This window comes from uncultured Victivallis sp. (assembly GCF_944391105.1).
GTDB lineage: Bacteria > Verrucomicrobiota > Lentisphaeria > Victivallales > Victivallaceae > Victivallis.
Genome location: NZ_CALXSK010000001.1, coordinates 147,156 through 170,743, shown reverse-complemented (window position 1 = coordinate 170,743; position 23,588 = coordinate 147,156). Strand labels below are relative to the sequence as shown.

At 60.3% G+C, this 23,588-nt stretch carries 19 protein-coding genes; 9 read left to right on the top strand and 10 right to left on the bottom strand.

The window, feature by feature from the left end; genetic code table 11:
• Positions 1-185: 185 nt before the first annotated feature.
• From Q0K10_RS00705 to Q0K10_RS00680, 6 genes are all read right to left on the bottom strand, one after another.
• Positions 186-1,409: a Gfo/Idh/MocA family oxidoreductase gene (locus Q0K10_RS00705; RefSeq protein WP_294501850.1), complete on the bottom strand. Its 1,224-nt coding sequence runs from the start codon at positions 1,407-1,409 to the stop codon at positions 186-188.
• A gap of 82 nt (positions 1,410-1,491) precedes the next feature.
• Entirely contained in the window at positions 1,492-3,423 is a 1,932-nt protein-coding gene (locus Q0K10_RS00700; RefSeq protein ID WP_294501848.1) for a penicillin-binding protein 2, read from the bottom strand.
• Complete coding sequence (locus Q0K10_RS00695; protein WP_294501846.1) at positions 3,420-3,977, bottom strand: hypothetical protein; 558 nt, start codon at positions 3,975-3,977, stop codon at positions 3,420-3,422. The genes Q0K10_RS00700 and Q0K10_RS00695 overlap by 4 nt, the downstream gene beginning before the upstream one ends.
• Positions 3,974-4,843, bottom strand: a complete 870-nt coding sequence (gene mreC, locus Q0K10_RS00690) for a rod shape-determining protein MreC (RefSeq protein WP_294501844.1) — start codon at positions 4,841-4,843, stop codon at positions 3,974-3,976. Before mreC ends, Q0K10_RS00695 begins: the two co-directional genes overlap by 4 nt.
• 30 nt (positions 4,844-4,873) lie before the next feature.
• Positions 4,874-5,905, bottom strand: a complete 1,032-nt coding sequence (locus Q0K10_RS00685; protein WP_294501842.1) for a nitronate monooxygenase family protein — start codon at positions 5,903-5,905, stop codon at positions 4,874-4,876.
• A gap of 98 nt (positions 5,906-6,003) precedes the next feature.
• The gene (locus Q0K10_RS00680) at positions 6,004-7,386 is read right to left on the bottom strand and encodes a hypothetical protein (protein ID WP_294501840.1); all 1,383 of its coding nucleotides are present in this window, start codon (positions 7,384-7,386) and stop codon (positions 6,004-6,006) included.
• A gap of 94 nt (positions 7,387-7,480) precedes the next feature.
• Between Q0K10_RS00680 and thiD the strand changes: the two genes are divergently transcribed.
• Complete coding sequence (gene thiD, locus Q0K10_RS00675; protein WP_294501838.1) at positions 7,481-8,338, top strand: bifunctional hydroxymethylpyrimidine kinase/phosphomethylpyrimidine kinase; 858 nt, start codon at positions 7,481-7,483, stop codon at positions 8,336-8,338.
• Positions 8,335-9,309 (top strand): N-acetylmuramoyl-L-alanine amidase, encoded by a 975-nt coding sequence (locus Q0K10_RS00670; protein ID WP_294501835.1) that lies wholly within the window; start codon positions 8,335-8,337, stop codon positions 9,307-9,309. Before thiD ends, Q0K10_RS00670 begins: the two co-directional genes overlap by 4 nt.
• Positions 9,310-9,314: 5 nt before the next feature.
• On the opposite strand, the gene Q0K10_RS00665 is transcribed toward Q0K10_RS00670, so the two are convergent.
• Positions 9,315-10,214, bottom strand: coding sequence for a helix-turn-helix domain-containing protein (locus tag Q0K10_RS00665; protein ID WP_294501834.1), 900 nt, complete (start codon positions 10,212-10,214; stop codon positions 9,315-9,317).
• A 97-nt stretch (positions 10,215-10,311) separates the two neighbouring features.
• On the opposite strand from Q0K10_RS00665, the gene Q0K10_RS00660 reads away from it, so the two are divergent.
• Together Q0K10_RS00660 and Q0K10_RS00655 are read left to right on the top strand one after the other, a co-directional pair.
• The gene (locus Q0K10_RS00660) at positions 10,312-11,433 is read left to right on the top strand and encodes a TIM barrel protein (protein WP_294501831.1); all 1,122 of its coding nucleotides are present in this window, start codon (positions 10,312-10,314) and stop codon (positions 11,431-11,433) included.
• Between the two features lie 4 nt (positions 11,434-11,437).
• Positions 11,438-12,979: an FGGY family carbohydrate kinase gene (locus Q0K10_RS00655; RefSeq protein WP_294501829.1), complete on the top strand. Its 1,542-nt coding sequence runs from the start codon at positions 11,438-11,440 to the stop codon at positions 12,977-12,979.
• Positions 12,980-13,078: 99 nt separating this feature from the next.
• Here the strand turns inward: Q0K10_RS00655 and tsf are convergent, their stop codons facing one another.
• The 3 genes from tsf to argH all read right to left on the bottom strand — a co-directional run bounded on the left by tsf (position 13,079) and on the right by argH (position 16,247).
• A complete protein-coding gene (gene tsf, locus Q0K10_RS00650) occupies positions 13,079-13,888 on the bottom strand; it encodes a translation elongation factor Ts (protein WP_294501827.1) in 810 nt (269 codons plus the stop codon).
• Positions 13,889-13,923: 35 nt separating this feature from the next.
• Entirely contained in the window at positions 13,924-14,763 is an 840-nt protein-coding gene (rpsB, locus tag Q0K10_RS00645) for a 30S ribosomal protein S2 (RefSeq protein ID WP_294501824.1), read from the bottom strand.
• Positions 14,764-14,873: 110 nt separating this feature from the next.
• On the bottom strand, positions 14,874-16,247 hold the full coding sequence (gene argH, locus Q0K10_RS00640) for an argininosuccinate lyase (RefSeq protein WP_294501822.1): 1,374 nt from the start codon (positions 16,245-16,247) through the stop codon (positions 14,874-14,876).
• A 131-nt stretch (positions 16,248-16,378) separates the two neighbouring features.
• Between argH and Q0K10_RS00635 the strand changes: the two genes are divergently transcribed.
• From Q0K10_RS00635 to Q0K10_RS00615, 5 genes are all read left to right on the top strand, one after another.
• Positions 16,379-16,573 carry a hypothetical protein gene (locus Q0K10_RS00635; RefSeq protein ID WP_294501820.1) on the top strand — a complete coding sequence of 65 codons (195 nt, stop codon included), beginning with the start codon at positions 16,379-16,381 and terminating at the stop codon, positions 16,571-16,573.
• A gap of 97 nt (positions 16,574-16,670) precedes the next feature.
• Positions 16,671-18,200 (top strand): hypothetical protein, encoded by a 1,530-nt coding sequence (locus Q0K10_RS00630; protein ID WP_294501818.1) that lies wholly within the window; start codon positions 16,671-16,673, stop codon positions 18,198-18,200.
• Positions 18,201-18,240: 40 nt separating this feature from the next.
• The gene (folD, locus tag Q0K10_RS00625) at positions 18,241-19,119 is read left to right on the top strand and encodes a bifunctional methylenetetrahydrofolate dehydrogenase/methenyltetrahydrofolate cyclohydrolase FolD (RefSeq protein ID WP_294501816.1); all 879 of its coding nucleotides are present in this window, start codon (positions 18,241-18,243) and stop codon (positions 19,117-19,119) included.
• A gap of 27 nt (positions 19,120-19,146) precedes the next feature.
• Positions 19,147-20,412: an efflux RND transporter periplasmic adaptor subunit gene (locus Q0K10_RS00620; RefSeq protein WP_294501814.1), complete on the top strand. Its 1,266-nt coding sequence runs from the start codon at positions 19,147-19,149 to the stop codon at positions 20,410-20,412.
• 9 nt (positions 20,413-20,421) lie between these two features.
• A complete protein-coding gene (locus Q0K10_RS00615) occupies positions 20,422-23,586 on the top strand; it encodes an efflux RND transporter permease subunit (RefSeq protein ID WP_294501812.1) in 3,165 nt (1,054 codons plus the stop codon).
• The last annotated feature ends 2 nt before the right edge of the window (positions 23,587-23,588 follow it).

The following is a 23,588-nucleotide window of genomic DNA, read 5'->3' as shown; positions in this document are numbered from 1 at the left end:
CTCTGAAACGTTGCTCTTTGCCGATCCTTGAACGAAAAATGCCTTTTCCGGTCCCCCGCAGAGGCATCTTTTGTTCTGGATCTTCCGCCGCTTCGCGCGATCAATCCCCGCCCGAACGGCTGCTTTACAGGTAAAATATAGTAATGATTATCAAAAATGCAAATGATGATTGAGAAAAAAAGTGATTATTTTTTGTGTTCGGCCCATTTTCCGATGAAGCCTTTGTAATGGTCGAGCCGGAAAGGCTCTCCGGGAGTGGCCCATGGGAAGTCGCGGGCATCGACGAGACGGTTTTCGTTGAAGGCGCGGCGGATCACCTCATCGATGCCGGGGACGACGCGGCGGGAGACGCCGTCGTTTCCAGTGACGATGCGGACGAATTCCGCAGGGATGTCGCGATTCGGCGTGGAGTCGAAGACGGCGTTTGAAATGAGCGTATGCTTTGAGGCGAGTTCGATCGTGCAGATGAATTGCTTCGGATCTTCCAGACGTTTCAGGAGGGCGTCATAGATGTGTTTGCGCATCTGATCGGCGGGGGTGGAGGCGAAGGTTTCCACTTCGCCGTTTTTGCGGGTGACGACGGTGCGCTCTTCGTTGTAATCGATCACTCCTTCATCGCCTTCGATGCGGGAGATGGGGTTGACGTTTTCCTCACTGACATGCGTCACATGGAAGTAGAGTTTCTGCCCGATGGAACTCGTGATGGAAATCGAGGCGAAGTCGTCGGTTTCGATCGGGTTGGCACGGAACAGGCCGGCCTGAACTTCGACCGGATCGACGGTTCCCTCGAAGCTGTTTCCCGCATAGAAGATCAGCAGATTCAGGAAGTGGGCGAACGCGTTCGTGAACGGACTGTCGAGCACCCATTTCCCGTCGACCGAAAATCTGGCAGCCCAGTTGTTGCGGTGATAATAGGCGTCGCTGCGCGGCCAGAGCGCGTAGCACTTGAATATGCGCGGTGTGCCGATCGCGCCCGAGAGCAGAAGCTCCTTGATGCGACGGGTCTCCGGTTGATACATGGTCTGGTAGCCGACAGCGACGAAACGGCCGGTGCGTTTTTCCGCCGCCTTCATGATTTCGGCCTCCTCAACGGTCGGGGCGACCGGTTTTTCGACGTAGACGTTCGCGCCCGATTCGAGGGCGGCGACCGTCATCGGACAGTGCATTGCGATTCCGGTCGGAATGAAACAGATGTCGATTTTGCCGCGGAACTCCTTAAGCATTGCACGGTAATCGGTGAAGAGACGGCAGCCGATCGATTTCAGAAAGCTGCATTTTTCGGCCTCTTCGGCTTGATTGATGATGGTTGCGGCGACCACATTCACGCGTCCGGCGGCATGCTCCCGGACGAAATCATTGTAGTGTACGGCTCCGAATCCGGAAACCCCGATGACGGCGACGTTAATCATATGGCTGGACCCCTCAAGATGATGGTAAAATGTAAAACAATCGAAATAAAATAGTGCGTTTCCGCAAGTTGTGCAAGTTCACTCACGACGTTTCAAGCAGATAACGGCGGAAAAACTCCGCCGCCAGCGGCGCGCAGCTCGCCCCGCCGGAGCTCCCCCCTTCAACCATGGCGCAACAGGCATAGGTTTTCCCCTTCCAGGTCACGAAGGAGATGAACCAGGTCGTGAGCACGCGGTTCGCTCCGGAACCGACCTGGGCTGATCCGGTCTTGCCGTAAAGTTCGAGTCCGTCGACCTTTGCTTCGCGGCCGGAGCCGCGCGGAGTATTGACCACATCGAACATGCCGCGTCTGACCTCTTCGAGGAAACGCGGCGTGGTTTTGAGGTTGCTTACGACTTCCGGTTTGCGTTCGTAGAGAACGTTTCCATTCGAGTCGACGACCCGCCAGACGACGTGCGGACGGTAAATTTTTCCGCCGTTGGCCAGCGCCGCCGCGTAGACCGCCGCCTGAAGCGGACTCAGGGTGATGACCCCCTGGCCGATCGACAGCAACCCCGTGTCATAGCTGTTCCAGCGGACGGCGTTGCGGTGGCTGCGTTTCTTGTTTTCATTGCTCGGGAATGTTCCGGCGATCTCCGGAAGTTCGACGCCGGTCTTCCGACCGATTCCCGCGCTGCGCAGCACGTCGGCGATCGGATTGAGCCCGACCGTGACGGCGTGTTCGATCATATAGTCGTTGCAGGATTTTGCGAGAGCTCCGCGCAGGTTCAACGGTCCGTGACCCGCACGGGCCGCGCAACGGATCCGGACGCCGTTGACGGTCGTTTCTCCGTCGCAGTTCACGATCTCCTCCGGGGAGACGCCCGCGTTCAGAAACGCGAGCGCCACGAGCGGTTTTAAGATCGATCCAGGGGTATAATTTCCGAGGAAAGCCCGGTTGTAGAGCGGCCGCCCCGGGTTTTTCAGGAGTTTGTCGTAGTAATCCTTCCGGATGATCGTTGAAAATCCCGCAGACAGATTGTAGGTCGGGCTGGACGCGGCGGCGATGACATCCCCGTTCGCCGCATCCAGCACCACGAACGCGGCGCGTTGACCGCTGATGATCGATTCGGCGATTTTCTGGGCGCGCGAATCGATTGCGAGAATCACATTGTTGCCATGGTGCGGTTCGATGCGGCTGATGATGTCGCGACGAACCATGCCGAGATGATCGACCTGCACGAGCGAATATCCCGGCATGCCGCGCAATCCGAGCGGAGTTTCCGGTGTGCCTGGCTGCGGGTCGTAATCCTCCTCTTCGTATGAGGTTCCGGGCAGACGGTCGAATGCACGTTCAATGCCTTCCACGCCGATTCTGTCCGGCACGTAATAGGAATACTGTTTCCGGTCGCCCGCTTCAAGCGGATTGTCGGGGTGGGCGGGCCGGGTGTAACCGATCAGATGGGCCGCGAGAGACCCTTCCGGATAGGTTCGCGATTCATCCGGTTCGACGTCGACTCCCTCGATCTCCCGGCTGCTCCGGAATACGAGTTCCAGCTGGCGCGGCGTCAGCTGCCGGAACACCACCAGCGGCAGTCCCGGCTGGTAGTTCAGATGGCGGGCGATCTCCTCTTTCGTGAGAGGATTGGGTTTCCCGATGGCGCGGGAGACGGTTTCGGCGGCCTCGAAAATATGATCGACCGTGCCGGTGCGGCTGCCTTTTTTTCGCATTTCCTGCGGATAGAAAACCAGGTTCAGATCACTGCTGCTGCCGGCGAGGAGTTTCAGATCGCGCGTGTAGATCTTTCCGCGCCGGGCGGGAATTCGGATCCGCCGCAGCGACTGATTGGAAATTGCTTCGATGCTTTTGTCCGCCGACTGGATCTGAACGTAGGCGAGCCGTACCAGCATCGCGAGAAAGACGAATGCGACAACTCCGCCGAGAATCAGAATCCGCAGCCGTTCCGTGGTGAGGATTCCGGGGACGGCTTCGCGCGGAGAGCCGTCGTTTCTGCGTTTGGCGGCGGGGCTCACGGCAGCCTCCCCGTGCGTGGTTCACGCACGCGACGCGGTCTGAGCCGGTCAAAGGTCGATTTCGGGGCGCACAGAGCTCCGGACACTCCGAGTTTTCCGCCGATCCGGTCAAACAGCAGCGTCAGGAACGGCATCAGAAAAAGGCCGATCGCTCCGAAGAAAATCAGTTTCCAGAAAAACGTTCCCGGCGTTTCCGGGTCGTTCGTGAGGGTGAGACGCACGACGTCTCCTCCGAGCAGCGCGGTCAGGGCGATTCCCATGCCGGGCAATGCGGTCTCGTACGTATGAGAGGGCGCTTTCAGCCGGATCACCCTTCCGACGGCGAGAGAGACCACCAGCACCAGTGTCGTTGTCGGCAGCTCTCTGCCGTAAGCCAGGTCGAGCACCACGCCGAAGAGAGTTGCCAGATAAAACGCCGTTCCGGTCCGTCCCGCGAGGGAGACGTAATAGATGACGAGAGCCGGCAGCAGCAACGGCAGTGCAAGTTTCCCCACCTGAAATTCAAACAGCAGCGCGAGAAACAAGAGCACGAAAAAGTAGACCGTCTTCATCATGGCCTGGCCCCGCTGCCGGAATCCGGAATCGCGATGAGCACGAACCGGAGATTGTCGAAATCAAGTTCCGGAGTCAACAGTCCCGAGACATGCTCCGTGCTTGAAAAATTCGGGTTGACTTCATCGAGCGTCGTCAGATGACCGACTTTGAGTCCGGACGGAATTCCCGCTGAAAAACCGGTCGTCACGGCCGGATCTCCGGGAGCCGCGCCGCGGTTTACCGGGATGTAGCCGACCGGTATGGTTCCGGGAAGCGCCCGTCTTTCTCCGGCGTTGAGGAACCCGTTCCCCCCTCCGGGGAAGGCGACGGAGAGCCGCAGATTCCGGGAGAAGATGGTTTCCACTTCGGCGTTTCGTTTGCCCACCCGGGAGACGACTCCGACCAGAGCGGCTTCTCCTCCATCGCCGGTCGGAGCGAGCACCACCGCTCCGGGAGAGATTCCGGAGTCCGGCTCGATTGAAACCGTGAATTTCTCCCGCCAGAAGAGCGGGTCGCGCAGCAGCACCTGCGCCGGAGCATAGCTCCACTGCGGTGAAGCCGGAAGATGGGCGAGGATGCGCAACTCACGGTTTTCCGAGGCGAGATTCCGCAGCTGCTGATTTTCCGCCTTGAGTCGTCGGTTCTCCTGGATCAGGGATTCGGTTTTGCTGGCGAGTTCCGTCCGGCTCAGCAGCAGAAGCGACTGCCGGGCGGCCGTGTCCGAGACGATCCGCGTCAAAGCAAGGTACGGATAGAAAAAGTCTCCGAGCAGAAGCCCCGCGCTGCGGCGGAGCGCCCGATACCCGGCGAATGCGAGAATCAGCGCAAGCACCACCGATGCCGCGAAAAAGACCTTGCGGTCGGACATTTTCCCTGGTTCGCTCATCGGCCGGGTTTCGGATTCCTTTCCGTTTCTTCAGCAGGAACAGAGTTTCTTTTTGAGTTCCACAAGTTCGGCTTCTGCGCCGGTGAGAAGTTCGTCGATCAGTTCCTGAACGGTGATGACCTCATCCACAAGTCCGACCGACTGTCCCGCCATCAGCGAGCCGTTGTCGACGTCGCCTTCGACGGCGGCGCGGCGCAGCGCGCCGATCCAGAACTTCTCGACCTCCTCCTGCGCCTGGGCACGATGAATCGTTCCGGCCTCAAGTTCGCGCAGCAGCCGCAGCTGGAGTTTGCCGAAGAGATCGGTTCCCTTGTTGCGCAGTGCGCGGACCGCGACGACCGGGAGTTTCTGGTCGTACTGCGGCGTGGAGATCGCATCGCGGGCGTTCGCATTCCGGAACGCCTCCTTGAAGGCCGGATGGACGTTCGACTCCTTCGTCATGACGAACCGGGTCCCGAGCTGGACGCCTGCGGCGCCCATCGTCAGCAGGTGTGCGACCATCTTGCCGGTCCCGATGCCGCCGGCGATGAAGATCGGAATCTGTTCGTGGAACTTGTAGAGCACCTGCTGGATCAGCACCATGCTCGAGACATGGCCGATGTGGCCGCCCGCTTCGCTGCCTTCGAGGATGATTCCGTCGGCGCCGAAGCGGATCATGCGTTCGGCAATCGATACGGTCGAGGCGAAGCAGAGCACTTTCGCACCTGTGGCCTTCGCCGCTGCGACTTCCTTCTCCTTCGGGAAGCTCCCCGCGAAGATGATGAACGGAACTTTGATCCGCCCGAGCATCGCAAGGTGGTCCTGATAGGCCGGCGCGATGGTGATGAGATTGACTGCGAAGTTGTTCGGCGTCAAACTTTTGAGTTCAAGGATCTGTTTTTCGAGGATGTCGCACGGTGCGTTGCCGCCGGCAAGGCAGCCGAAACCGCCGGCGTTGCAGACGGCAGAGACGAGTTTCGGTTCGGATACCCAGGTCATCGCGCCGCAGATAATCGGATACTTCACGCCGAGGAATTCGCTGCCGCGGCGCATCAACGGGGTCAACATCGTCAAATCGTTCATTGGTTTCTTTCTCTTTTTCCCTGAAAATGAAATTCTTTTTCCCTTTTTTCGCCCTTGCAGGGGGCAACCAATTAATATAGCATGATTCCGGGGGAATTTCAATCTCCGATCCACTCGGATTCGACCTGCTCGAGAAACCGTTGCGCTTCGTTTGAAAGGACCGGAGAAGGCCGCGTTGCCTCCGTGATCGCCTCTTTGTAGAATTTCCCCGGCGGAGCGAACCGGATTTCCTGAGCGGCAAGCTCGCTTTCGATCTTTTCTCTCCGGTCGAGTCCGGCGCGGAGCTGTTCGATTTTCCGCCGGAATTGTTCCGGATACGGAGACGGCTCCTCCTGTTGCTCCGGCGGAGTGAGCGGCAGAAGCAGGATTGTTTCCGCAAGTTCGGAAAGGGTGTTCTGAAAAGCCCGGTCATTTCCCGGGCCGAGTGCGAGGAATCGTTTGCGCAGATTGGTCCTCAGTTCGACGGCGTCCGGTCGCCCCGGCAGGAGTTCCGGAAGATTCGTGAGGTCGACGATTGTGGTTTCCCCGGTCGGCTTTCCATCGGGCCCGAGTACGGGAAGGTCGAATTTCATTGCCGCTTCGAAGGCGGCCTGGGTCAGATGTGCGGGTTGGGGGAAAAACTCGTTGAAAGCGAGCTGCCGGGCAAAACGTTCGAGTTTGCGCTGAATCTTTTCCTCGCCGGAGAGGGAGGGGGAGGCGGGCTCCCCGCCCCCCTCGGCGACCCCCTCGGGAGTGCTGTCCGCGAGCAGCAGCCGCCCGAGCGTCGCCTTGAAATTCTGATCCTCGATGCTGCCGGGGCGGGCGGCGAGCAGGCAGTAGTCGAGCAGCGCGTTGTTGGCGGGACTTGAGACGGTGAAGCCGCATTCGAGCATCGCGCGGCCCAGTTCGCGGTACCACCCCATCGCGGGTGGCGCAAGCAGTTCCGGCGTGAGCTGCCGCATCTGCCGGAAATCCGGGAATTTTCCCTGTTCCGCAAGTGCCCGCAACACCGGGAAATAGCGATTTCTGCTCAACAGAAGTTCGCTCTCCTTCGAACTCTGCAGCCTGGAGGCGATTCCGGCCGCGATCCAGCCGGGCAGGAAATCCGGAGAGAGCGGCGGCTCGGCGCCGGGTATCTTCGAAAGCAGCAGAACTCCCGTCAGGCGGCGCCACAACTGAAACTGCCCGTGCCACTGTCCCCCCCGGTCGTTGAAGGAGAGGAGCCACTCGCGCGGTTTGAACTCCATCCGGAGCTCCCCCGGCGGGAGCTGGCTGGAGACCTTCACGCAACACCGTCGCGGCAGCCGTCTGCCGCTGACCCGGAAGAGCGTCGTGATCTGGTTGTCGAGTGCGCGCAGCTCTTCGATTGTCGCGAGCGACTCCGGGTCGCTGCGGTCCATGTCGATTTCGAGTCCATCCGCGGTCACGACCGTCGCTCCCCGCAGCGGCACGGCAACTCCGATGAGGGCGATGAGGCACAATATCTGAAAAAACTTCAACATGCGGATTTGTTTTTTTCCCGTTGTGGATGTATCTTCAAATTGATCAAACCGATTCATGGAGCAATATAACCGTTCGGACGGACAAAAACAACTGATGATGAAAAATAATCCGAAAAACAAAATCTATCCCGCGGCTCTGACGATCGCAGGCAGCGACTCCGGCGGCGGTGCGGGAATCCAGGCCGATCTGCGCACTTTCAACGCGTTCGGCGTCTACGGTTGCACGGCGGTCACCGCCGTGACAAGCCAGAATCCGAAGCGCGTGACGAGGATCGATCCCATTGCCGCGGAAGGGGTTTCTGCGCAAATCGACGCGGTCATGGATGCCGTTGCGATTCGCCACGCCAAGAGCGGTATGCTCTTCTCTGCGGAGATCGTCGAAGCCGTGGCCGACGCCGTGAAACGGCACAAACTGCCGCTCGTGCTTGATCCGGTCATGGTCTCGACTTCCGGCAGCGTGCTGCTTGAGCAATCCGCGATCGAGGCGTTGAAGAAGGAGCTTCTGCCGCTCGCGGAGTGGATCACTCCGAATCTTCCGGAGGCGGAGCTGCTGCTCGGGCGCAAACTCTGTTCCGAGCGCGACTGTCTCGACGCCGCGCGCGAGTGTCACGAAAAGTGGGGCGCTTCGATTCTGCTCAAGAGCGGTCATGCACCGGCAGGGAAGTTCGCGGACGACTTCGTCTGCCGCGAGGGACAGCTTTACCGACTCCGCTCGCGCAGGCTGCCGGAGCGCGGCTGCTCCCACGGTACCGGCTGTACGCTCTCCGCCGCGATAACCGCCGCGCTCGCGCTCGAAATGCCGTGGAAAAACGCGCTCTGCGAGGCCAAGGCGTTCGTGCTCGGCTCGATGGAGGAGTTCGTCGAAATCGGCCGCGGGGTAACGGCGATGTATCCCCCTGTGGAGGATCGCATCGACCAGGTGCGGCTTGAAAAGGTGTCGGCGGGGAGATGAGGTCGCTCCGGAACAGGATTCTGCCGCTGCTGCTCTTCGGGGTTTTCTTCGGGAGCGCGCTGCTGGACGCCGCGCCGGTACGGCTGCGTTCGATCTGGGCGTCCGGGCGGCGCAATATCCATCTGCTCGACGGAGCATCGGGGCTTGGCGCGGTTGTTTCGCGCAGTTCTTCGCAGATTGCGCTTTCGCGTGGAAAGGAGCGGCTGGTCTTTTATCCGGATCGGCGGTACGCTTTGTTCAACAGTGTCCGGGTCAATCTCTGTTATCCGCTATTGATGCAGAAGACGAATCCCTATCTGGCGAAGGTCGATTACGACAATCTGCTCGTGCCGTTTCTCGGAACACGGCTGCCGTACAAACATAAGATCAGCAGAATCGTGATCGACCCCGGTCACGGCGGTCGCGACCGGGGAACCGCCGGACAGCATCTTCAGGAGAAGACGATCACCTTGAATCTGGCGAACCGCGTTGCGAACATCCTGCGCGCCTATGGCTACAAAGTCGAACTCACCCGCACGCGCGACACGACACTCTCCCTGGGAGCCCGCAGCGCCTATGCGAACAAGCGCGATGCCGATCTCTTCGTCTCGATCCATGTGAATTCCGCCGCGGACCGCAGCGTTCGCGGCATCGAGACCTTCTGCCTGACGCCGGAGGGGGCCGCTTCGAGCAACAGCGGCAAACCGGTTGCGAGCCGTTACACGGGCAATGCGAAGAACCCGAACAACTTTCTGCTCGCCTATCATCTGCAGCGTTCGATGCTGCTGCAGACGAAGGCATCGGACCGCGGCGTGAAATTCGCCCGTTTTGCGGTGTTGCGGGATATTCGCTGCCCGGGGGCGCTGGTCGAGGTCGGTTTCGTCTCCAACCGCAGCGACGAGGCGAATCTCGGCAGCGCGGCATATCAGGATAAACTTGCGCGCGGGATCGCGGCGGGAATTCTGAACTATCACCGTTCGCTTTCGCGCTGACCGGGTCACTCCAGGTTTCCGCGGTAGCTCCGGGGGCTTCTCCCGTAGAGCATGCGGAATCGTTTCGAGAAGTAGTTCGAATCATGGAAGCCGCAGCGGGCGGCGACCTCTCCGACGGGCAGTTCGGTCCGGCGCAGCAGTTCGGCCGCGCGGCGGAGTCGAACTTCGAGCAGATATTCGATCGGGGTGTTGCCGGTCGCGATCCGGAAGAGCCGCAGGAGATTGTTCGGAGAAGTACAGGCGATTGAGGCGAGACGCCTGAGTGTGAGCGGCGAAGCGTAGTCCCGTTCGATCCGGCTGATGACCTCCCCCATCCTCAGCAGCGCCGCCTGATTCGGGGTTTGCGAATTTCCGTAGCGGCGCGAGACGAATACGATGAGTTCAAGCAGCAGCGCGAGTGCGGCCGCCTCGTAACCCGGTTCGCGCCGTTCGAGTTCAGAGCGGAGCTTCCGGATCTGCTCCTCCGCGCGGGCGAGTCCCTCCCGGTCGAGCCGCAGGCGGTTTTCGCTGCTCCGGCTGCCGCGCATGGCCGGTTCGAGCTGGAAAATCACGTTGTATCCCGGAATCTGTCGCAGAAAATCGTCGGGCAGCGCAAGGTGTTCCGGATCAAACTGCACGTTCAGCATGCTGACCCGCCGCCGGTCCGGAAAGCAGTGGCTTGTGTATCCCCGAATGAGAAACACATCTCCGGCCGCAACCGTGCATTCGATTCCGTCGATGAGCTGCGGACCGCTCCCGGCCGTGATGAGTACGAGTTCCGAGAAGTCGTGCGAGTGTTCCCTGGTTGTGAGATCGTGCGCATGCTGAGGCTCCGCCGCGGCTCTAACTTCAGCCACTGCGATCGGAAGCGCCGGATTTTCAAAGTAATAAGTGCCGAACGCTTTTGTCGAATTTTCTTTCATCATGGTGATATAATACCTCTTTTTGTTGAAAAATTCAAGGAAATGACGGCAGATCCGAGTATATTCCTGGGTGGAAACCGTCAACAAAGGAGGTTGCGACATGGATTTCAATCAGGGATGCGTAACTTATCGGTCGATGCCGTTCTGGTGTGTGGGGAGTCCTCTGAGCGATCCGTTCGGGGGCGCGGTGCTCTCCCGGTTCGACTCGCTCGAAATCGCGAAGATCATCGCCTGGGCCGCCCGCGAGGGGTATGTCGAGGCGACAAGCTATCATGACGACGACCTCGTCCCGTGGGATCCGGAACACCCCGGGGACGACCTCGATCCGTCCAGCCCCGTCTACCGCAGGCTGCGTGAGATCAAGGCCGTGCTCGACGAGGCGGGCGTGAAGATTCACGCTTCGATCTCCAGTTTGCACGGGAACAGGCTCTTCCGCGACGGCGGGCTGTGCAATCCCGACCCGGAGATCCGCCGCCTCGCCGCCTTGAAGGTCGAGCGCACGTTGCGCATCGGGCAGTTCTTCGGCGCGAAATACTACGTCTACTGGGTCGCCCGCGACGGTTTTGAAGTTCCGGTCGTGACGCAGTGGGAACAGGTTTACGAGTGGCTCGCCGAGGGGTTGAATCACGTGACCGACTACATCCATGCAAACCGCATGACCAACTACATCGGTGCGACCGTCGAGCCGAAGCCGAATGAGCCGCGCGGCCAGATGTTCCTGCCGACCAGCGGACACGCGGTCGGTTTCATCTGCGGGAAACTCAAAGAGCCCGATTTCTGGGGCGTGAATCCGGAACTGCTTCAGCACGAGTCGATGGCGCTCATGAATGCCTGCATGACGGTGGCTTATCTCTGCAGCATGAACAAGCTGAAATTTCTGCACTTCGGCTCCCAGATCAAGGCGCAGTTCGACAACGACTTCCCGCCGCTCATCGGGCCGGAAGGCCTCAAGGAGACCGTCATGATGTTCCATGCTCTGAACCGGGTCGGCTGGAAAGGCGCGGTCGAATTCGACTGCCACATGCTGCGCGCCGAAGGAAATCCCGCCGACGAGGTCGGCTGCCGCAAGCAGTTCATCATCGACAGCGTCACGGCGCTTTCGATGGCGCTCAAGCTCGCGGAACGGATCGAACTGCCGGGCGCTTCTGTTTCGCAGTCGGCGGCGGACCTCGCGAGCATCCGCCAGATGTGTGCGCTCGGCGACGTCGATCCGCGGAGGTGAGCCGATGGCGCTCTCGCTCGGGATCGACGTCAGTACGCAGGGAGTCAAGGCCGAGCTCATCGATCCGGCGGATCCTTCACGCCGTTTCCCCGGCGTCTCGGTCCATTTCGGAACCGATCTGGCGCGTTACGGCGCGCCGGAGGGGTTTCGGCCGAATCCCGATCCGCTGATTCGACAGGCTGATCCGGCCATGTGGCTTGAGGCGCTCGATCTGCTGTTCGCGCGCATGCGGGATGCCGGGCTGCCGCTCGCAGACGTCGGCATGATCTCCGGTTCCGGGCAGCAGCACGGTTCGGTCTGTCTTTCGGAACGGTTTGAGAAGCTGCTTGCGTCGCTCAATCCCGCCCAGACGCTTGCGGATCAGCTTGTCTCCGCATTGTCGCGGCGGTATGCGCCGATCTGGATGGATCGTTCGACGTCGCGCGAGTGCCGCGAACTCGACGAGCGGTTCGGAGACCGGCTGCGCCGTGTGACCGGTTCTCCCGCCGTCGAGCGGTTCACCGGGCCGCAGATCCGCAAGTTCGCCCGGGAGAATCCCGAGGCGTATCGCGAGACGGCCGTGATCCATCTCGTGAGTTCGTTCTGCTGCTCCGTGCTCTGCGGCGTCTCCGCGCCGATCGATTACGGCGACGGAGCAGGAATGAACCTGCTGAATCTTGAGACGCTCTCGTGGGATCCGGACATCGCGGCGTTCACCGCGCCGCGACTCCTTGAAAAACTCCCCCGCGTCGTTCCTTCGGATACGATTGCCGGCGGACTTTCCTCCTATTTCGCGAAATACGATCTGAAACCGGGTATTCCGGTTACGGTCTGGTCGGGCGATAATCCGAACAGCCTTGTCGGAACCGGTGCGGCCGAGCCGGGAACCGCGGTCGTGAGCCTCGGAACCAGCGATACGTTCTTCGCGCCGATGCGCGATTTCCGCACCGACCCGGATGGATACGGTCATGTATTCGGGAATCCCGCCGGCGGATTCATGAGCCTCATTTGTTTTACGAACGGTTCGCTCGCTCGCGAGGCGGTACGGAAGGCGTGCGGCCTCTCCTATGAGGCGTTTGACCGGGAGACGCCGACTCCATCGGAGGAGCGCCTGATGCTCCCCTATTTTTCGCCGGAATCGACCCCGCTGGTGCTTACGCCCGGCGTGAAGTATAACTTCGATCCGGAAAAGGCGGATGGTTCGGCGCGTGCTCGTGCTTTGCTCGAATCGCAGATCCTTTCGATGCGTCTTCACAGCGCATGGCAGAAGCTGACGCTCCGGCGTATCCGCGTAACCGGCGGCGCTTCCCGCAGTCTGCTGTTGCGGCGGATCATTGCGGATGTGTTTCAGTCGGAAGTCGAGACGATCGCCGTTTCAAACTCCGCCGGACTCGGTGCTGCGCTTCGGGCTGTCAACGCGGTTGAAGGAGTGCCGTTTCCGGAACTTTTCCGAAGTTTCTGCAAACCTGTAGAGACCATTCGGCCGGATTTCCCGACTGCGCCGCGGTATGACCGGATGCTGGTGAAATACCGCAAACTTGAGCAGAGTGCGAAATCACTTCTCTAGAAAACAGAAATCCCCGGAAAGTTTCCTTCTCTTTCCAGGGATTTTCTTGTCAACGGGAGGAGAAGGTTTCTTCTCTCTCCCGGGATGATCTGTCGGATCTCAGAGCTCCTCGCCGACTTCCCAGCGGACGAAGCGCGTGACTTTGCAGTTCGGACGCAGCTTGCCCAGAGAGGTCTTGTCGTCACGAACCCAGGGCTGATCCATCAGGCAGACTTCGCTGAAGAACTTGCGAATCTTGCCGGCAAGAATCTTGTCGAGCATCGCGGCCGGTTTGTCCTTGAGTTTCGGATCGGCCGCAGCTGCGATTTCCTTCTCCTTGGCGATGACTTCCGCCGGAACATCCTGCTCCGTGATGTAGCGAGGACGGAACGCCGCAATGTGCAGACAGATGTCGTTCAGCACAACCGGATCGCTCTCCCCGGAGACTTCGACCAGCACGGAGACGCGCCCGCCGTCATGATGATAGCTGACGTAACGTTCGCCGCCTTCCCACTTGTAGGCGCGGCGGATCTGCATGTTCTCGCCGATCACGCCGATGTTGTCGGTGAGTGCGCTCTTCTCGGCCTCCTGAACGGCGGCGGAGATGTCACCGTTGCCCGGCATGGAAAGCATGTCCTTGGCGAACTTCTTGACCATGTCCTGGAACTTGTCGGTCTTGGCCGCGAAGTCGGTTTCGCAGAGAACTTCGATGATCGAAGCCTTCTGTCCGTCGATCGCGGTCAGGACTTTGCCCTGATTCGTGCTGCGGCCGGACTTCTTCTCCGCCTTGGCGGCGCCGGATTTGCGCAGGTTTTCAATCGCGAGCTCCATGTCGCCATCGGCGGCAACGAGCGCTTTCTTGCAGTCCATCATACCGGCCCCGGTCTTCTCCCGGAGGTCCTGAACCATTTTTGCAGTGACAGCAGCCATTATAATGATCTCCTAGTCGTGGTTACGGGGTGAAATTACTCGGCCTTGGCCTCCGGCTTGGCTTCCTCGCGGCGCGGAGCGCGGCGGCGGGGTTTGGTCTCCTTTTCCGCCTTCTCCTCGTCGTCGGCCTTCTCCTGGGCGAGCTTCTTGGCGGCCTCGGCGGCATCACGCTCCTCGGCGACCTTCTTCTGGTGAATCTCCCTGGCGATCTTCACGGCTTCCGCGAAGAGACTCGTGATGATCTGAACCGATTTGACCGCGTCATCGTTCGCGGCAACCGGGTAGTCGACCAGCGACGGATCGCCGTTGGTGTCGACGATTGCGACGATCGGAATGTTCAGCTTGTTCGCTTCGCGGACGGCATTGAGCTCGTTGCAGACGTCAACGACCACGAGCGCGGCCGGAAGACGCTTCATGCCGACGATGCCGTCGAGATCGCGATGCAGTTTTTCCGCACGGCGCGCCAGAACCGCAACCTCTTTCTTCTTCATCCCCTTGGCGGCATCGGACTCGAGAGTCTTGTCGATCTCGGCCATCTTGGAAATGCTCTTGCGAATCGTCACGTTGTTGGTCAGCGTGCCGCCGAGCCAGCGCTCGGAGACGTGGAACATGCCGGTCTCTTCCGCGAGATTCTTGATGATTTCGCGGATCTGGCGCTTCGTTCCGACGAAGAGAATGTCTCCGCCGTTCGCGACCACGCGCTGCAGAAAGTTGCAGGCTTCCGCAATCTGGTACATGGTTTTGGTCAGGTCGATGATCGAAATGCCGTTCTTCGCCCCGTAGACGTACTCCTTCATTTTCGGGTTCCAGCGACGGGTCTGGTGACCGAAGTGACACCCGGCTTCCAACAGATCGTTGATCGAGATCTTTGCCATTTTGCGGCTCCTTGTTTCTGCGGCGCTTCTTTTTTCAGCAAGACGCCATTGGTTTGGTTGTTCTTCTCCGCGGATTTATGCGGCGATTTTGCTAATATACACCGGAAACATCAGATTGCAAGTGATTTTTTCCAGAATTCGAGTTGTCCGGCAACCTGATCGAATCCGGTTCCGCCGGTGACGTTCCGCTTGGCGACGCTGCCGACCGGATCGAACAGGTTCAGAAAGTCGGGCGTCGCCTCGGGAATCGTCTCGCGCATTTCGTCGAGCGTAACCTCGTTGAGCGCCTTCTTGTGTTCGCGGCAGTATTTCACGAACGCTCCGACGCGGTGATGCGCACTCCGGAACGGAACGCCGAGCTCGACGAGTTTTTCGGCGATGTCGGTCGCCATGAGTGCCGGGTCGCTCGCCGCGGCGCGCATATGGTCGGCCTTGAGTTTCATCGTCTCGATCATCGGCGGGTAGACCTTCAGAATCATTTTGACTGTGTCGAGCGCATCGAAAATCGCGACCTTGTCCTCCTGCAGATCGCGGTTGTAGGTCAGCGGCAGCCCCTTGCACATTGTGAGCAGCGCGGTCAGCGCTCCGTACACCCGGGCGGTTTTGCCGCGGGTCAGTTCGCAGACGTCCGGATTCTTCTTCTGCGGCATCAGGGACGAACCCGTGCAGAATGCGTCGTCGAGCTCGATGAAGTCGAACTCCTGGCTGCACCAGAGAATCAAATCCTCCGAGAGGCGGCTCGTGTGCATCGCGAAAATCGCCAGATCCGAAACCAGCTCAATCGCGAAGTCGCGGTCCGCGACCGCGTCCATGCTGTTCCGCGTGACCCGGCTGAAATTGAGCGCACGGCAGACCGCCTCGCGATCGATCGGCAGCGTGCTGCCCGCGATCGCTCCGGAACCCAGCGGCATGACGTTGATGCGCCGCCGGCATTCGGCAAGCCGCTCCGCATCGCGGTCGAGCATTTCGACGTACGCAAGCAGATGGTGCGCGAACAATACGACCTGGGCATGCTGCAGATGCGTGAACCCCGGCATGATCGTGCGCGGATTCGCGTCGGCCTGCGCAACCAGAGCGCGCTGGAAATGGCGGATCCCTTCGATCAGCTTGTCGACCTCGTCGCGCAGGTAGAGCCGGATGTCGAGCGCGACCTGGTCGTTGCGGCTGCGGGCGGAGTGGACGCGCGCACCCTCCGCGCCGAGAGCGTCGATGAGGGCGCTCTCGATGTGCATGTGGATGTCCTCCATGGCGATGTCGTACTTGAAATCTCCGGCGTCGATGCGCTTTTCGATCTTGTCGAGCTCCGCGCAGATCGCCTCGGCGGTCGCTTCCGGGATGATCTTCTGCGCAGCGAGCATGGTGACGTGCGCCTTGCTCCCCATGATGTCGAAGTGGTAGAGCCTCCGGTCGAACGAAATCGATTCGGAATACTGCGTGACTTCATTCCGGGTATCGGAACTGAATCTGCCGCCCCAAAGTGCCATTTTGCCGTGCCTCCCTCAAGAAATTCGGATTTCTCAATATATTTTTATAAAATAGCCGTCCGGGGCTGGATTTTCAATCGGAACGCACTATATTATTCTCTATTATGAGTGAGATTTGCAACAATCGGTCCTTGAAACTGTCGAACGGCAATCTTCTTTGCCCGAACTGCGGCGAGCGTCTGACGCCCGCCGATCTTGAAGTTTATGCAAAGTGCCCGTACTGTGACTGGAGTTTCCCGCGCGACGCGCGTCTTGACGACTTCGTCATCAGCCCAATTGTAAACCGCTGGATGGCCCGTGCCAACAGCCAGTTCCCGCGTGACTGACGCCGGAATCCGGGTGCCGCGATTGAAACTCCGCTCGAACCGTGACAGGTCAAGACCCGGTGATTGCATCTGAGAACGGAATCGGCGGGGGGGCTGCGTGGAACGGAAATCTGAAACGGGCGGAGAGATGCGGCGTGCGCCGTGGCTGGATCGCAACGGGTGGTCTCTCTTTGTCATCACGCTGTTGTGCTTTGCTCCGTTCGCTTTCTTCGGCGTCGATCTGCATCACGACGGCGTGATGCTCAAACCTGCGATGGACGTCGCCGCCGGTCGGATCTGCTTCCGCGACACCTTCAACCAGTACGGTTTTCTTTCCACGTTCATTCAGTCGGTCATCGTCCGGATCTTCGGAGGAGAACTGCTTGCGGTCAAACTGCTGACGGTCGTTTTCTACGGGCTCTGTGCGATGGAACTCGACCGTTTCTGGCGGCGGTTTCTCTCGGTGCCGTTCCGCTGGCTCATGATGGTTCTCTTCTGGGGGCTGGCGCCGTTTTATCTTGTTCCGATGCATCCATGGTCATCGGTTTACGCGATGTATTTCATGCTGCTGGCCGGGACGATGACGGTCCGCTATCTCGACAGCGGGAGCCGGAAGCGGCTCTTCTGCGCCGGCGTCGCGGCGGGGCTCGCATTCGGCTGCCGTCAGCCTTGCGGCCTGGTGCTGGTCATTGCCGCGGCGATGACGCTCGGAGTTGAGGCGTGGGTGCGGCGCAGTTCGGGGAGAATCCTTCTGCAGAAAGCCGGCGTGTGGGCCGCGGGCGCGGTGATTGTTCCGGCCATTCTCGCTGCGTATCTGACCATTTTCGACGCATGGCCGGATTACATCCGGCAGTGTTTCATCTCGGTTGGAAAATTCGGCTGGGAACGCGGAGGTGCCGGGGCGTTGGAATCGGTTCTTCTGACGTTCTTTCCGGCGGAGGGTTTTCTCGTTTTCCCGCTGGTGTCGCTGGGCGTATTTTTTCATGCGTGTTCGGAGCTGTTCCGGCGGCGCGGGGTGCGGCTTTATCTGCCGCTGGCGGCCGCGGTTCTGATCGGGCTGGCCTCCTGGCATCAGTTTTATCCGGTTCCGTGCATCCGTCACCTCTACTGGGCAAGTGTGCCGATGATGGGAGTTCTGGCGTATCTTTGCGAGCGGGTGTGGCGGAGCGGGCGCCGCCGGGCGGTGCGCGTCGCGCTGCTGATTGTGCTGCTGATTCTGCCCGGGCTCGAGGTCGGATACCGCGCGTTCGGCGCGGCGATCCGGATCGTCTGCCTCGGGGAGCGGGAGTTTTCGACGACTCCCGGAATGCGGGGTATGCTGATGTTTCACGGCGAGGCCCGCGATTTCCGGGAACTTGAAACTGCGCTGGCGCGGGTGCCGGAACCGTTTCGCGAACGGTATTACCTGAATATGACCGCGGATGCGCTCTTCTGCCGGTTGTTCCCGGACCGTCCTGCGGTTCATCCGATGTATGTGGACTGGGGGCGTGCGGTCTATCCGGATTATCCGGAATTCATGATGGAGTTCGTGCGGGAGCATCGTCCCGTGATTCTTTCCCGGAAGCCGGAGCCGTTTCCGGGGTATCGACCGGTCGGCGGATTCCTGCGGACAAAGCCGGTTTATTTTCTTTCGATTCCGCCGTTTTAAGAGCGCGGAATCCAGTGCCGATGAGGGAGGAGACAATTATATGGCAGCGAAAATTATTGATGGAAAAGCGATCGCAGCGGCAGTGAACGAAGAGACCCGTCGCCGGGTCGAGGCATTGAAGGCCGCCGGGAAAACCCCCGGTCTGGCCGTGGTTCTGGTCGGGGAGGATCCGGCTTCGCAGGTCTATGTGAATTCCAAGGCGAAGAAGTGCGCCGAACTCGGAATCTTTTCCGACAAGCGGGTGCTTCCGGCCGATACCACGATGGAGGAACTGCTTGCGCTGATCGACGAGCTCAACCGCGATCCCGCGATCGACGGCATTCTTGTGCAGTCTCCTCCTCCGCCGCAGATCGACGAGGAAGCGGTCATCGCCGCGATCGATCCGGACAAGGATGTCGACTGTTTCTGCGAGCGCAACGTCGGCAGGCTGCTGATCGGAAAGGAGGATGGATTCCGCCCCTGTACGCCGTGGGGAGTGATGCTGCTGCTGGAGCGTTCCGGAATCGATCCGGCCGGAAAGCACGCCGTCGTCATCGGCCGCTCGAATATCGTCGGCAAGCCGATGGCGGCGCTGCTGATGCAGAAGGCGAGGGGGGCGAACGCGACCGTGACGATCGTCCACTCCGGCACGCCCGATATTGCGAAGTACACGCGCGATGCGGATATTCTCATCGCCGCGATCGGCAAGCCGGAGTTCGTGCGTGGAGATATGATCAAACCGGGAGCCGCCGTGATCGACGTCGGAATCAATCGCACGCCGAATCCCGCCGGCGGCAAAGACAAACTCGTCGGAGATGTGAAATTTGATGAAGCCGTCGAGGTCGCCGGGGCGATCACCCCCGTTCCCGGCGGCATCGGTCCGATGACCATCGCCGTGCTGATGAGCAATGCCGTGACCGCGTGTGAGCGGCGGAAATAATTTTCTGCAATTTCGGGAGGAGCTTGTATGAAAGGATGGGGGAGAGTCGGAGCGGCGGGGGTCCTCGCCGCAGTCGCGTTGTTGTCCGGATGCCGCGAGAAGGCCGCGCCTCCCGCCCCGGAACCTCCTGTGGTGAAAGTGGTTCCCGCAACGCAGGGGTATATGTTCGAGTCTTCCGTGGCGATCGCTTCGGTCAAGGCGTTCGAGGAGGTCAATTTGGTCGCCCGGGTCGAGGGGTTTCTCGTGAAACGGCTGTTCGAGGAGGGGCAGGCCGTGAAGAAGGGGCAGCTCCTCTATGAGATCGAACCGGAGGTCTATGCCGCGAAGGTCAAGGCCGCCGAGGCGGAACTCGCCAAAGCCCGCGCCAGCCAGAAGAATGCGAACATCGAATACGAACGGCAGAAAACACTCAGTACGCAGGACGCGACCAGCAAACGCGCGTTCGATTTCGCCGTCGCCGCCAAGCAGGAGGCGGATGCGGAGGTCGAGGGTGCCGAGGCAAACCTTGCACTCGCACGGCAGAATCTCGATTACACGAAGATTCTCGCTCCATTCGACGGGCAGATCGGCTTGAACACCTACAGCGTCGGCAATCTCGTCGACCAGCAGTCCGGGACGCTCGCGACGGTCGTGATGGTCGACCCCGTGCGCGTGGAGTTCGTGATTTCGGAATTCAATCTCATCAAACTTCTGAAACTCCGGAAGGACACGGAAGTTCCGGAAGTCCGTGTCCGGCTCTTCCTTCAGGACGGCTCCGAGTACAACCAGCCGGGAAAGATCGCCTTCTGGGGGAACCGGGTCAGCACGAGCACCGGCACATTTCGGCTTCAGGCGCTCTTCCCGAATCCGAAGCGCGAACTCATGACCGGCATGTTTGTGCGCGTGAGCATCGGTCCGGCAGAACCGACGAAGGCGCTGATTGTTCCGCTGGTCGCATTGATGTCCGACCAGGCGGGGGATTATGTCTACGTCGTCGAGGCGGACGGCAAGGTGAAGCGGCACAATGTGACGGCGGGCTACCGCAGTGAGGAGTTCTTCATTGCGGAGTCGGGTCTCAGGGCGGGTGACCGGATCATCGTCGAAGGCGTCCAGAAGGTGCGTCCCGGCTCTCCCGCCTCTGCTCAGGTGGATGAGACGCTTCTCGCCCGGATTCCGCAGACTCCGGAGGCCGCGCAGAAGCTCGATGCTCCGGAGGCGGTCCGGCAGGACGATCCTTCCATCCTCGGCAACACGCTTGCTCCGGTGGGCGAGGTGATCGAGGGGGAAATTCCTGCGGTGCCGGTCGGAAAGTGAGGCCGCACGATGATCAGTAAATTTTTTATCGACCGCCCGCGGTTTGCATTCGTGATTTCGATCGTGATTACGCTTGCGGGCATCGTGGCGCTTTTCGTTCTGCCGGTGACGCAGTATCCGGACATCACGCCGGGGCAGGTGTCGATCAGCGCTACCTATCCGGGCGCCGACGCAAAGACCGTGCAGGAGACCGTCATTCAGCCGATCGAGGCGCAGGTCAACGGCGTCAAGCGCATGATCTACATGTCGAGCAACGCGACCGACACCGGCGCCGCGACGATCACCGTCACCTTCGACATCGGCACCGACGGCGATTCGAACACCGTCAACACCCAGAACCGCGTGAACTGGGCCTCCGCCCAGCTGCCGGAGGAGGTTCGGCGGCAGAGCGTGATTGTGAAGGAGAAGTCTCCGAGCATGCTGCTTGTCGTTGCGCTTTTTTCTCCGGACGGGCGGTACGACGATCTTTTTCTGAGCAATTACGCGAGTATCTACCTGAAGGATGAGCTCGCGCGTATTCCGGGTGTCGGAGAGGTGCAATTGCTCGGAGAGCACAAGTATTCGATGCGCATCTGGCTCGATCCGGCGCGCATGGCGGGCATGAATATGACCGTTGACGAGGTGACGGCCGCGCTGAATCAGCAGAATGTGCAGGTTTCGGCGGGCGCGCTCGGCGAGGCGCCGACGGGCGGAAACGGGATCTTCCGCTACGCGCTTCAGACGCAGGGACGGCTGTCCGAGGTTTCGGAGTTCGAGGAGATCGTCGTGCGTTCGACCTCCGACGGCGCCCAGGTCAAGCTCAAGGACATCGCAAAGGTCGAACTCGGCGCGGAAAACTACTCGTCGACCGGAACCTACAACGGAAAACCCGCCGCTCTGCTCGCGATCTATCAGCTCAACGAGGCGAATGGAATCCAGATCAAGGAGGCGTGTGCCGCACGACTTGAGGAGCTCAAGACATACTTCCCGGAAGGGATCGATTATGGAATTCCGTTCGACACAACCGCGTTCATCACCGCCTCGATCGACGAGGTGGTCATGACGTTGATCATCGCGGTGATTCTGGTGATTGCGATCACCTATTTGTTTCTGCAGGACTGGCGCTCGACGGTGGTTCCGACGCTCGCGATTCCGGTGTCGTTGATCGGCACGTTCGCGGTACTGCTGGTGATCGGTTACACGATCAACCTCATCACGCTCTTCGGATTGATTCTTGCGATCGGCATTGTGGTGGATGATGCGATCGTGGTCATCGAAAACGTGAGCCGGCTCATGGAAGAGGAACATCTCGGTCCGAAGCAGGCGGCCGTTCAGTCGATGGAGGAGGTTACCGGGCCGGTCGTTGCGACGACGGCGGTGCTGCTGGCGATGTTCATCCCGATCTGTTTTCTGCCGGGGATCACGGGGGAGATGTACCGGCAGTTCGGCATCACGATCGCGGTGTCGGTGGTGATCTCGAGCATCAACGCGTTGACGCTCTCGCCCGCGCTCTGTTCGATCCTGCTCAAACCCGTCCGGCAGGGGAGGCGGAAGTTCTTTGTGTTCCGCTGGTTTAACGACGGATTTGAGAAGTTGACCGGCGGTTATGTGTGGCTTGTCCGGCTCATCGTGCGGCGGGCGTTTTTCACGCTGGTGCTTTTCGCGGTGATCGTCTTCGGCTGCTACTGGTTCTACATGAATCTGCCGACCGGCTTCATTCCGGATGAGGATCAGGGGAAACTTTTCGTGAACATCCAGCTGCCGGACGCGGCGTCGTTCGACCGCACACAGGCGTTCACGGAGCGGGTCGTGGAGCAGGCGCGCAAAGTCGACGGGGTCGTCGATGTGCTCGGTGTGGCCGGGTACAGCATTCTGACGGGGTCGCAGGCTTCGAACAATGCGATGGTGCTGGTTTCGCTCCTGCCGTGGAAGGAGCGGAAGTCGCCGGAACTCACGCAGAACGCGATTCAGCGGAAGCTCCAGGCGCTCTTCAACCGCGATCCCGGTGCGGTCGTGCAGGTGTTCGGCATGCCGACGATTCAGGGAATCGGAACGACGGGCGGATTTTCGTTCGTTGTCGAGGACACCACCGGGACCTACCCGGAACGGCTCGAGGCTGCCGTGAACGACCTCTGCGCGGCGGCGCGGCAGAATCCGGCGATCGGCTCGGCCTACTCGACCTTCCGGGCACAGGTGCCGCAGGTGTTTCTGAACATCGACCGCGAAAAGGCGCTTAAGCTCGGTGTTGCAATTTCCGACATCAACACGGCGCTGCAGGGGCTGACCGGATACACTTACGTGAACGATTTCAACAAGTTCGGCAAGGTTTACAAGGTCGAGATCCAGGCGACGGCGAAGGCGCGGCGCAATGTGCCGGATGTCCGGGGAATCTACGTGCCGAACAATCTCGGAGAGATGGTTCCGCTCGGGACGCTCGTCGAGGTCGAACAGCGGCTTTCCCCGCAGTATCTGAACCGTTACAACATGTACTCTTCCGCGACGATCAACGGCTCGAACGCGCCCGGCTACAGCACGGGCCAGGCGATGGAGGCGATGGAGGAACTTGCCCGGCAGGTCCTGCCGGAGGGGATGAAGTTCGACTGGACCGACATGTCCTACCAGGAGAAGGCCGCAAACAAGCCGGTCGAACTCGGCGGCGGAGTTTCGCTGAACATGACGATGATCATTTTCTCGCTGGCGCTGCTTTTCATGTATCTCTTCCTGGTGGCGCAGTATGAGAGCTGGATGATTCCGGTGGCGGTGCTGTTGTCGGTGCCGATCGCGTTTTTCGGATCGTTGCTGTTCCTCTGGGTGATGAACGTCGAGAACAACATCTACACGCAGGTCGGATTCGTGCTGCTCTTCGGCCTCGCCTGCAAGACGGCGATTCTGATCGTGGAGTTCGCGAAGGTGAGCCACGAACAGGGAAAGTCGATTTTCGACGCGGCGGTCGAGGCTGCGAAGCTCCGTTTCCGCGCGGTGCTGATGACGGCGATCTCATTCATTCTCGGCGTATTGCCGCTCGTGGTGGCGACCGGAGCGGGAGCCGCGAGCCGGGTTTCGCTCGGCAGTGCGGTGTTCGGCGGAATGATCGTCGCGGCGATCGGCGGGACGCTGCTTGTACCGATGTTTTACGCGGTCATCCAGCGTCTGATCGAACTCGGCAAAGAGAAGAGCGGCGCGGCGAACGAGTAGAG

Coding starts and splice junctions, on each gene's coding strand:
- Q0K10_RS00705 (WP_294501850.1), bottom strand. CDS start 1,409: ATGATTAACGTCGCCGTCATCGGGGTTTCCGGATTCGGAGCCGTACAC.
- Q0K10_RS00695 (WP_294501846.1), bottom strand. CDS start 3,977: ATGATGAAGACGGTCTACTTTTTCGTGCTCTTGTTTCTCGCGCTGCTG.
- mreC (WP_294501844.1), bottom strand. CDS start 4,843: ATGAGCGAACCAGGGAAAATGTCCGACCGCAAGGTCTTTTTCGCGGCA.
- Q0K10_RS00685 (WP_294501842.1), bottom strand. CDS start 5,905: ATGAACGATTTGACGATGTTGACCCCGTTGATGCGCCGCGGCAGCGAA.
- Q0K10_RS00680 (WP_294501840.1), bottom strand. CDS start 7,386: ATGTTGAAGTTTTTTCAGATATTGTGCCTCATCGCCCTCATCGGAGTT.
- thiD (WP_294501838.1), top strand. CDS start 7,481: ATGATGAAAAATAATCCGAAAAACAAAATCTATCCCGCGGCTCTGACG.
- Q0K10_RS00670 (WP_294501835.1), top strand. CDS start 8,335: ATGAGGTCGCTCCGGAACAGGATTCTGCCGCTGCTGCTCTTCGGGGTT.
- Q0K10_RS00665 (WP_294501834.1), bottom strand. CDS start 10,214: ATGATGAAAGAAAATTCGACAAAAGCGTTCGGCACTTATTACTTTGAA.
- Q0K10_RS00660 (WP_294501831.1), top strand. CDS start 10,312: ATGGATTTCAATCAGGGATGCGTAACTTATCGGTCGATGCCGTTCTGG.
- Q0K10_RS00655 (WP_294501829.1), top strand. CDS start 11,438: ATGGCGCTCTCGCTCGGGATCGACGTCAGTACGCAGGGAGTCAAGGCC.
- tsf (WP_294501827.1), bottom strand. CDS start 13,888: ATGGCTGCTGTCACTGCAAAAATGGTTCAGGACCTCCGGGAGAAGACC.
- rpsB (WP_294501824.1), bottom strand. CDS start 14,763: ATGGCAAAGATCTCGATCAACGATCTGTTGGAAGCCGGGTGTCACTTC.
- argH (WP_294501822.1), bottom strand. CDS start 16,247: ATGGCACTTTGGGGCGGCAGATTCAGTTCCGATACCCGGAATGAAGTC.
- folD (WP_294501816.1), top strand. CDS start 18,241: ATGGCAGCGAAAATTATTGATGGAAAAGCGATCGCAGCGGCAGTGAAC.
- Q0K10_RS00620 (WP_294501814.1), top strand. CDS start 19,147: ATGAAAGGATGGGGGAGAGTCGGAGCGGCGGGGGTCCTCGCCGCAGTC.
- Q0K10_RS00615 (WP_294501812.1), top strand. CDS start 20,422: ATGATCAGTAAATTTTTTATCGACCGCCCGCGGTTTGCATTCGTGATT.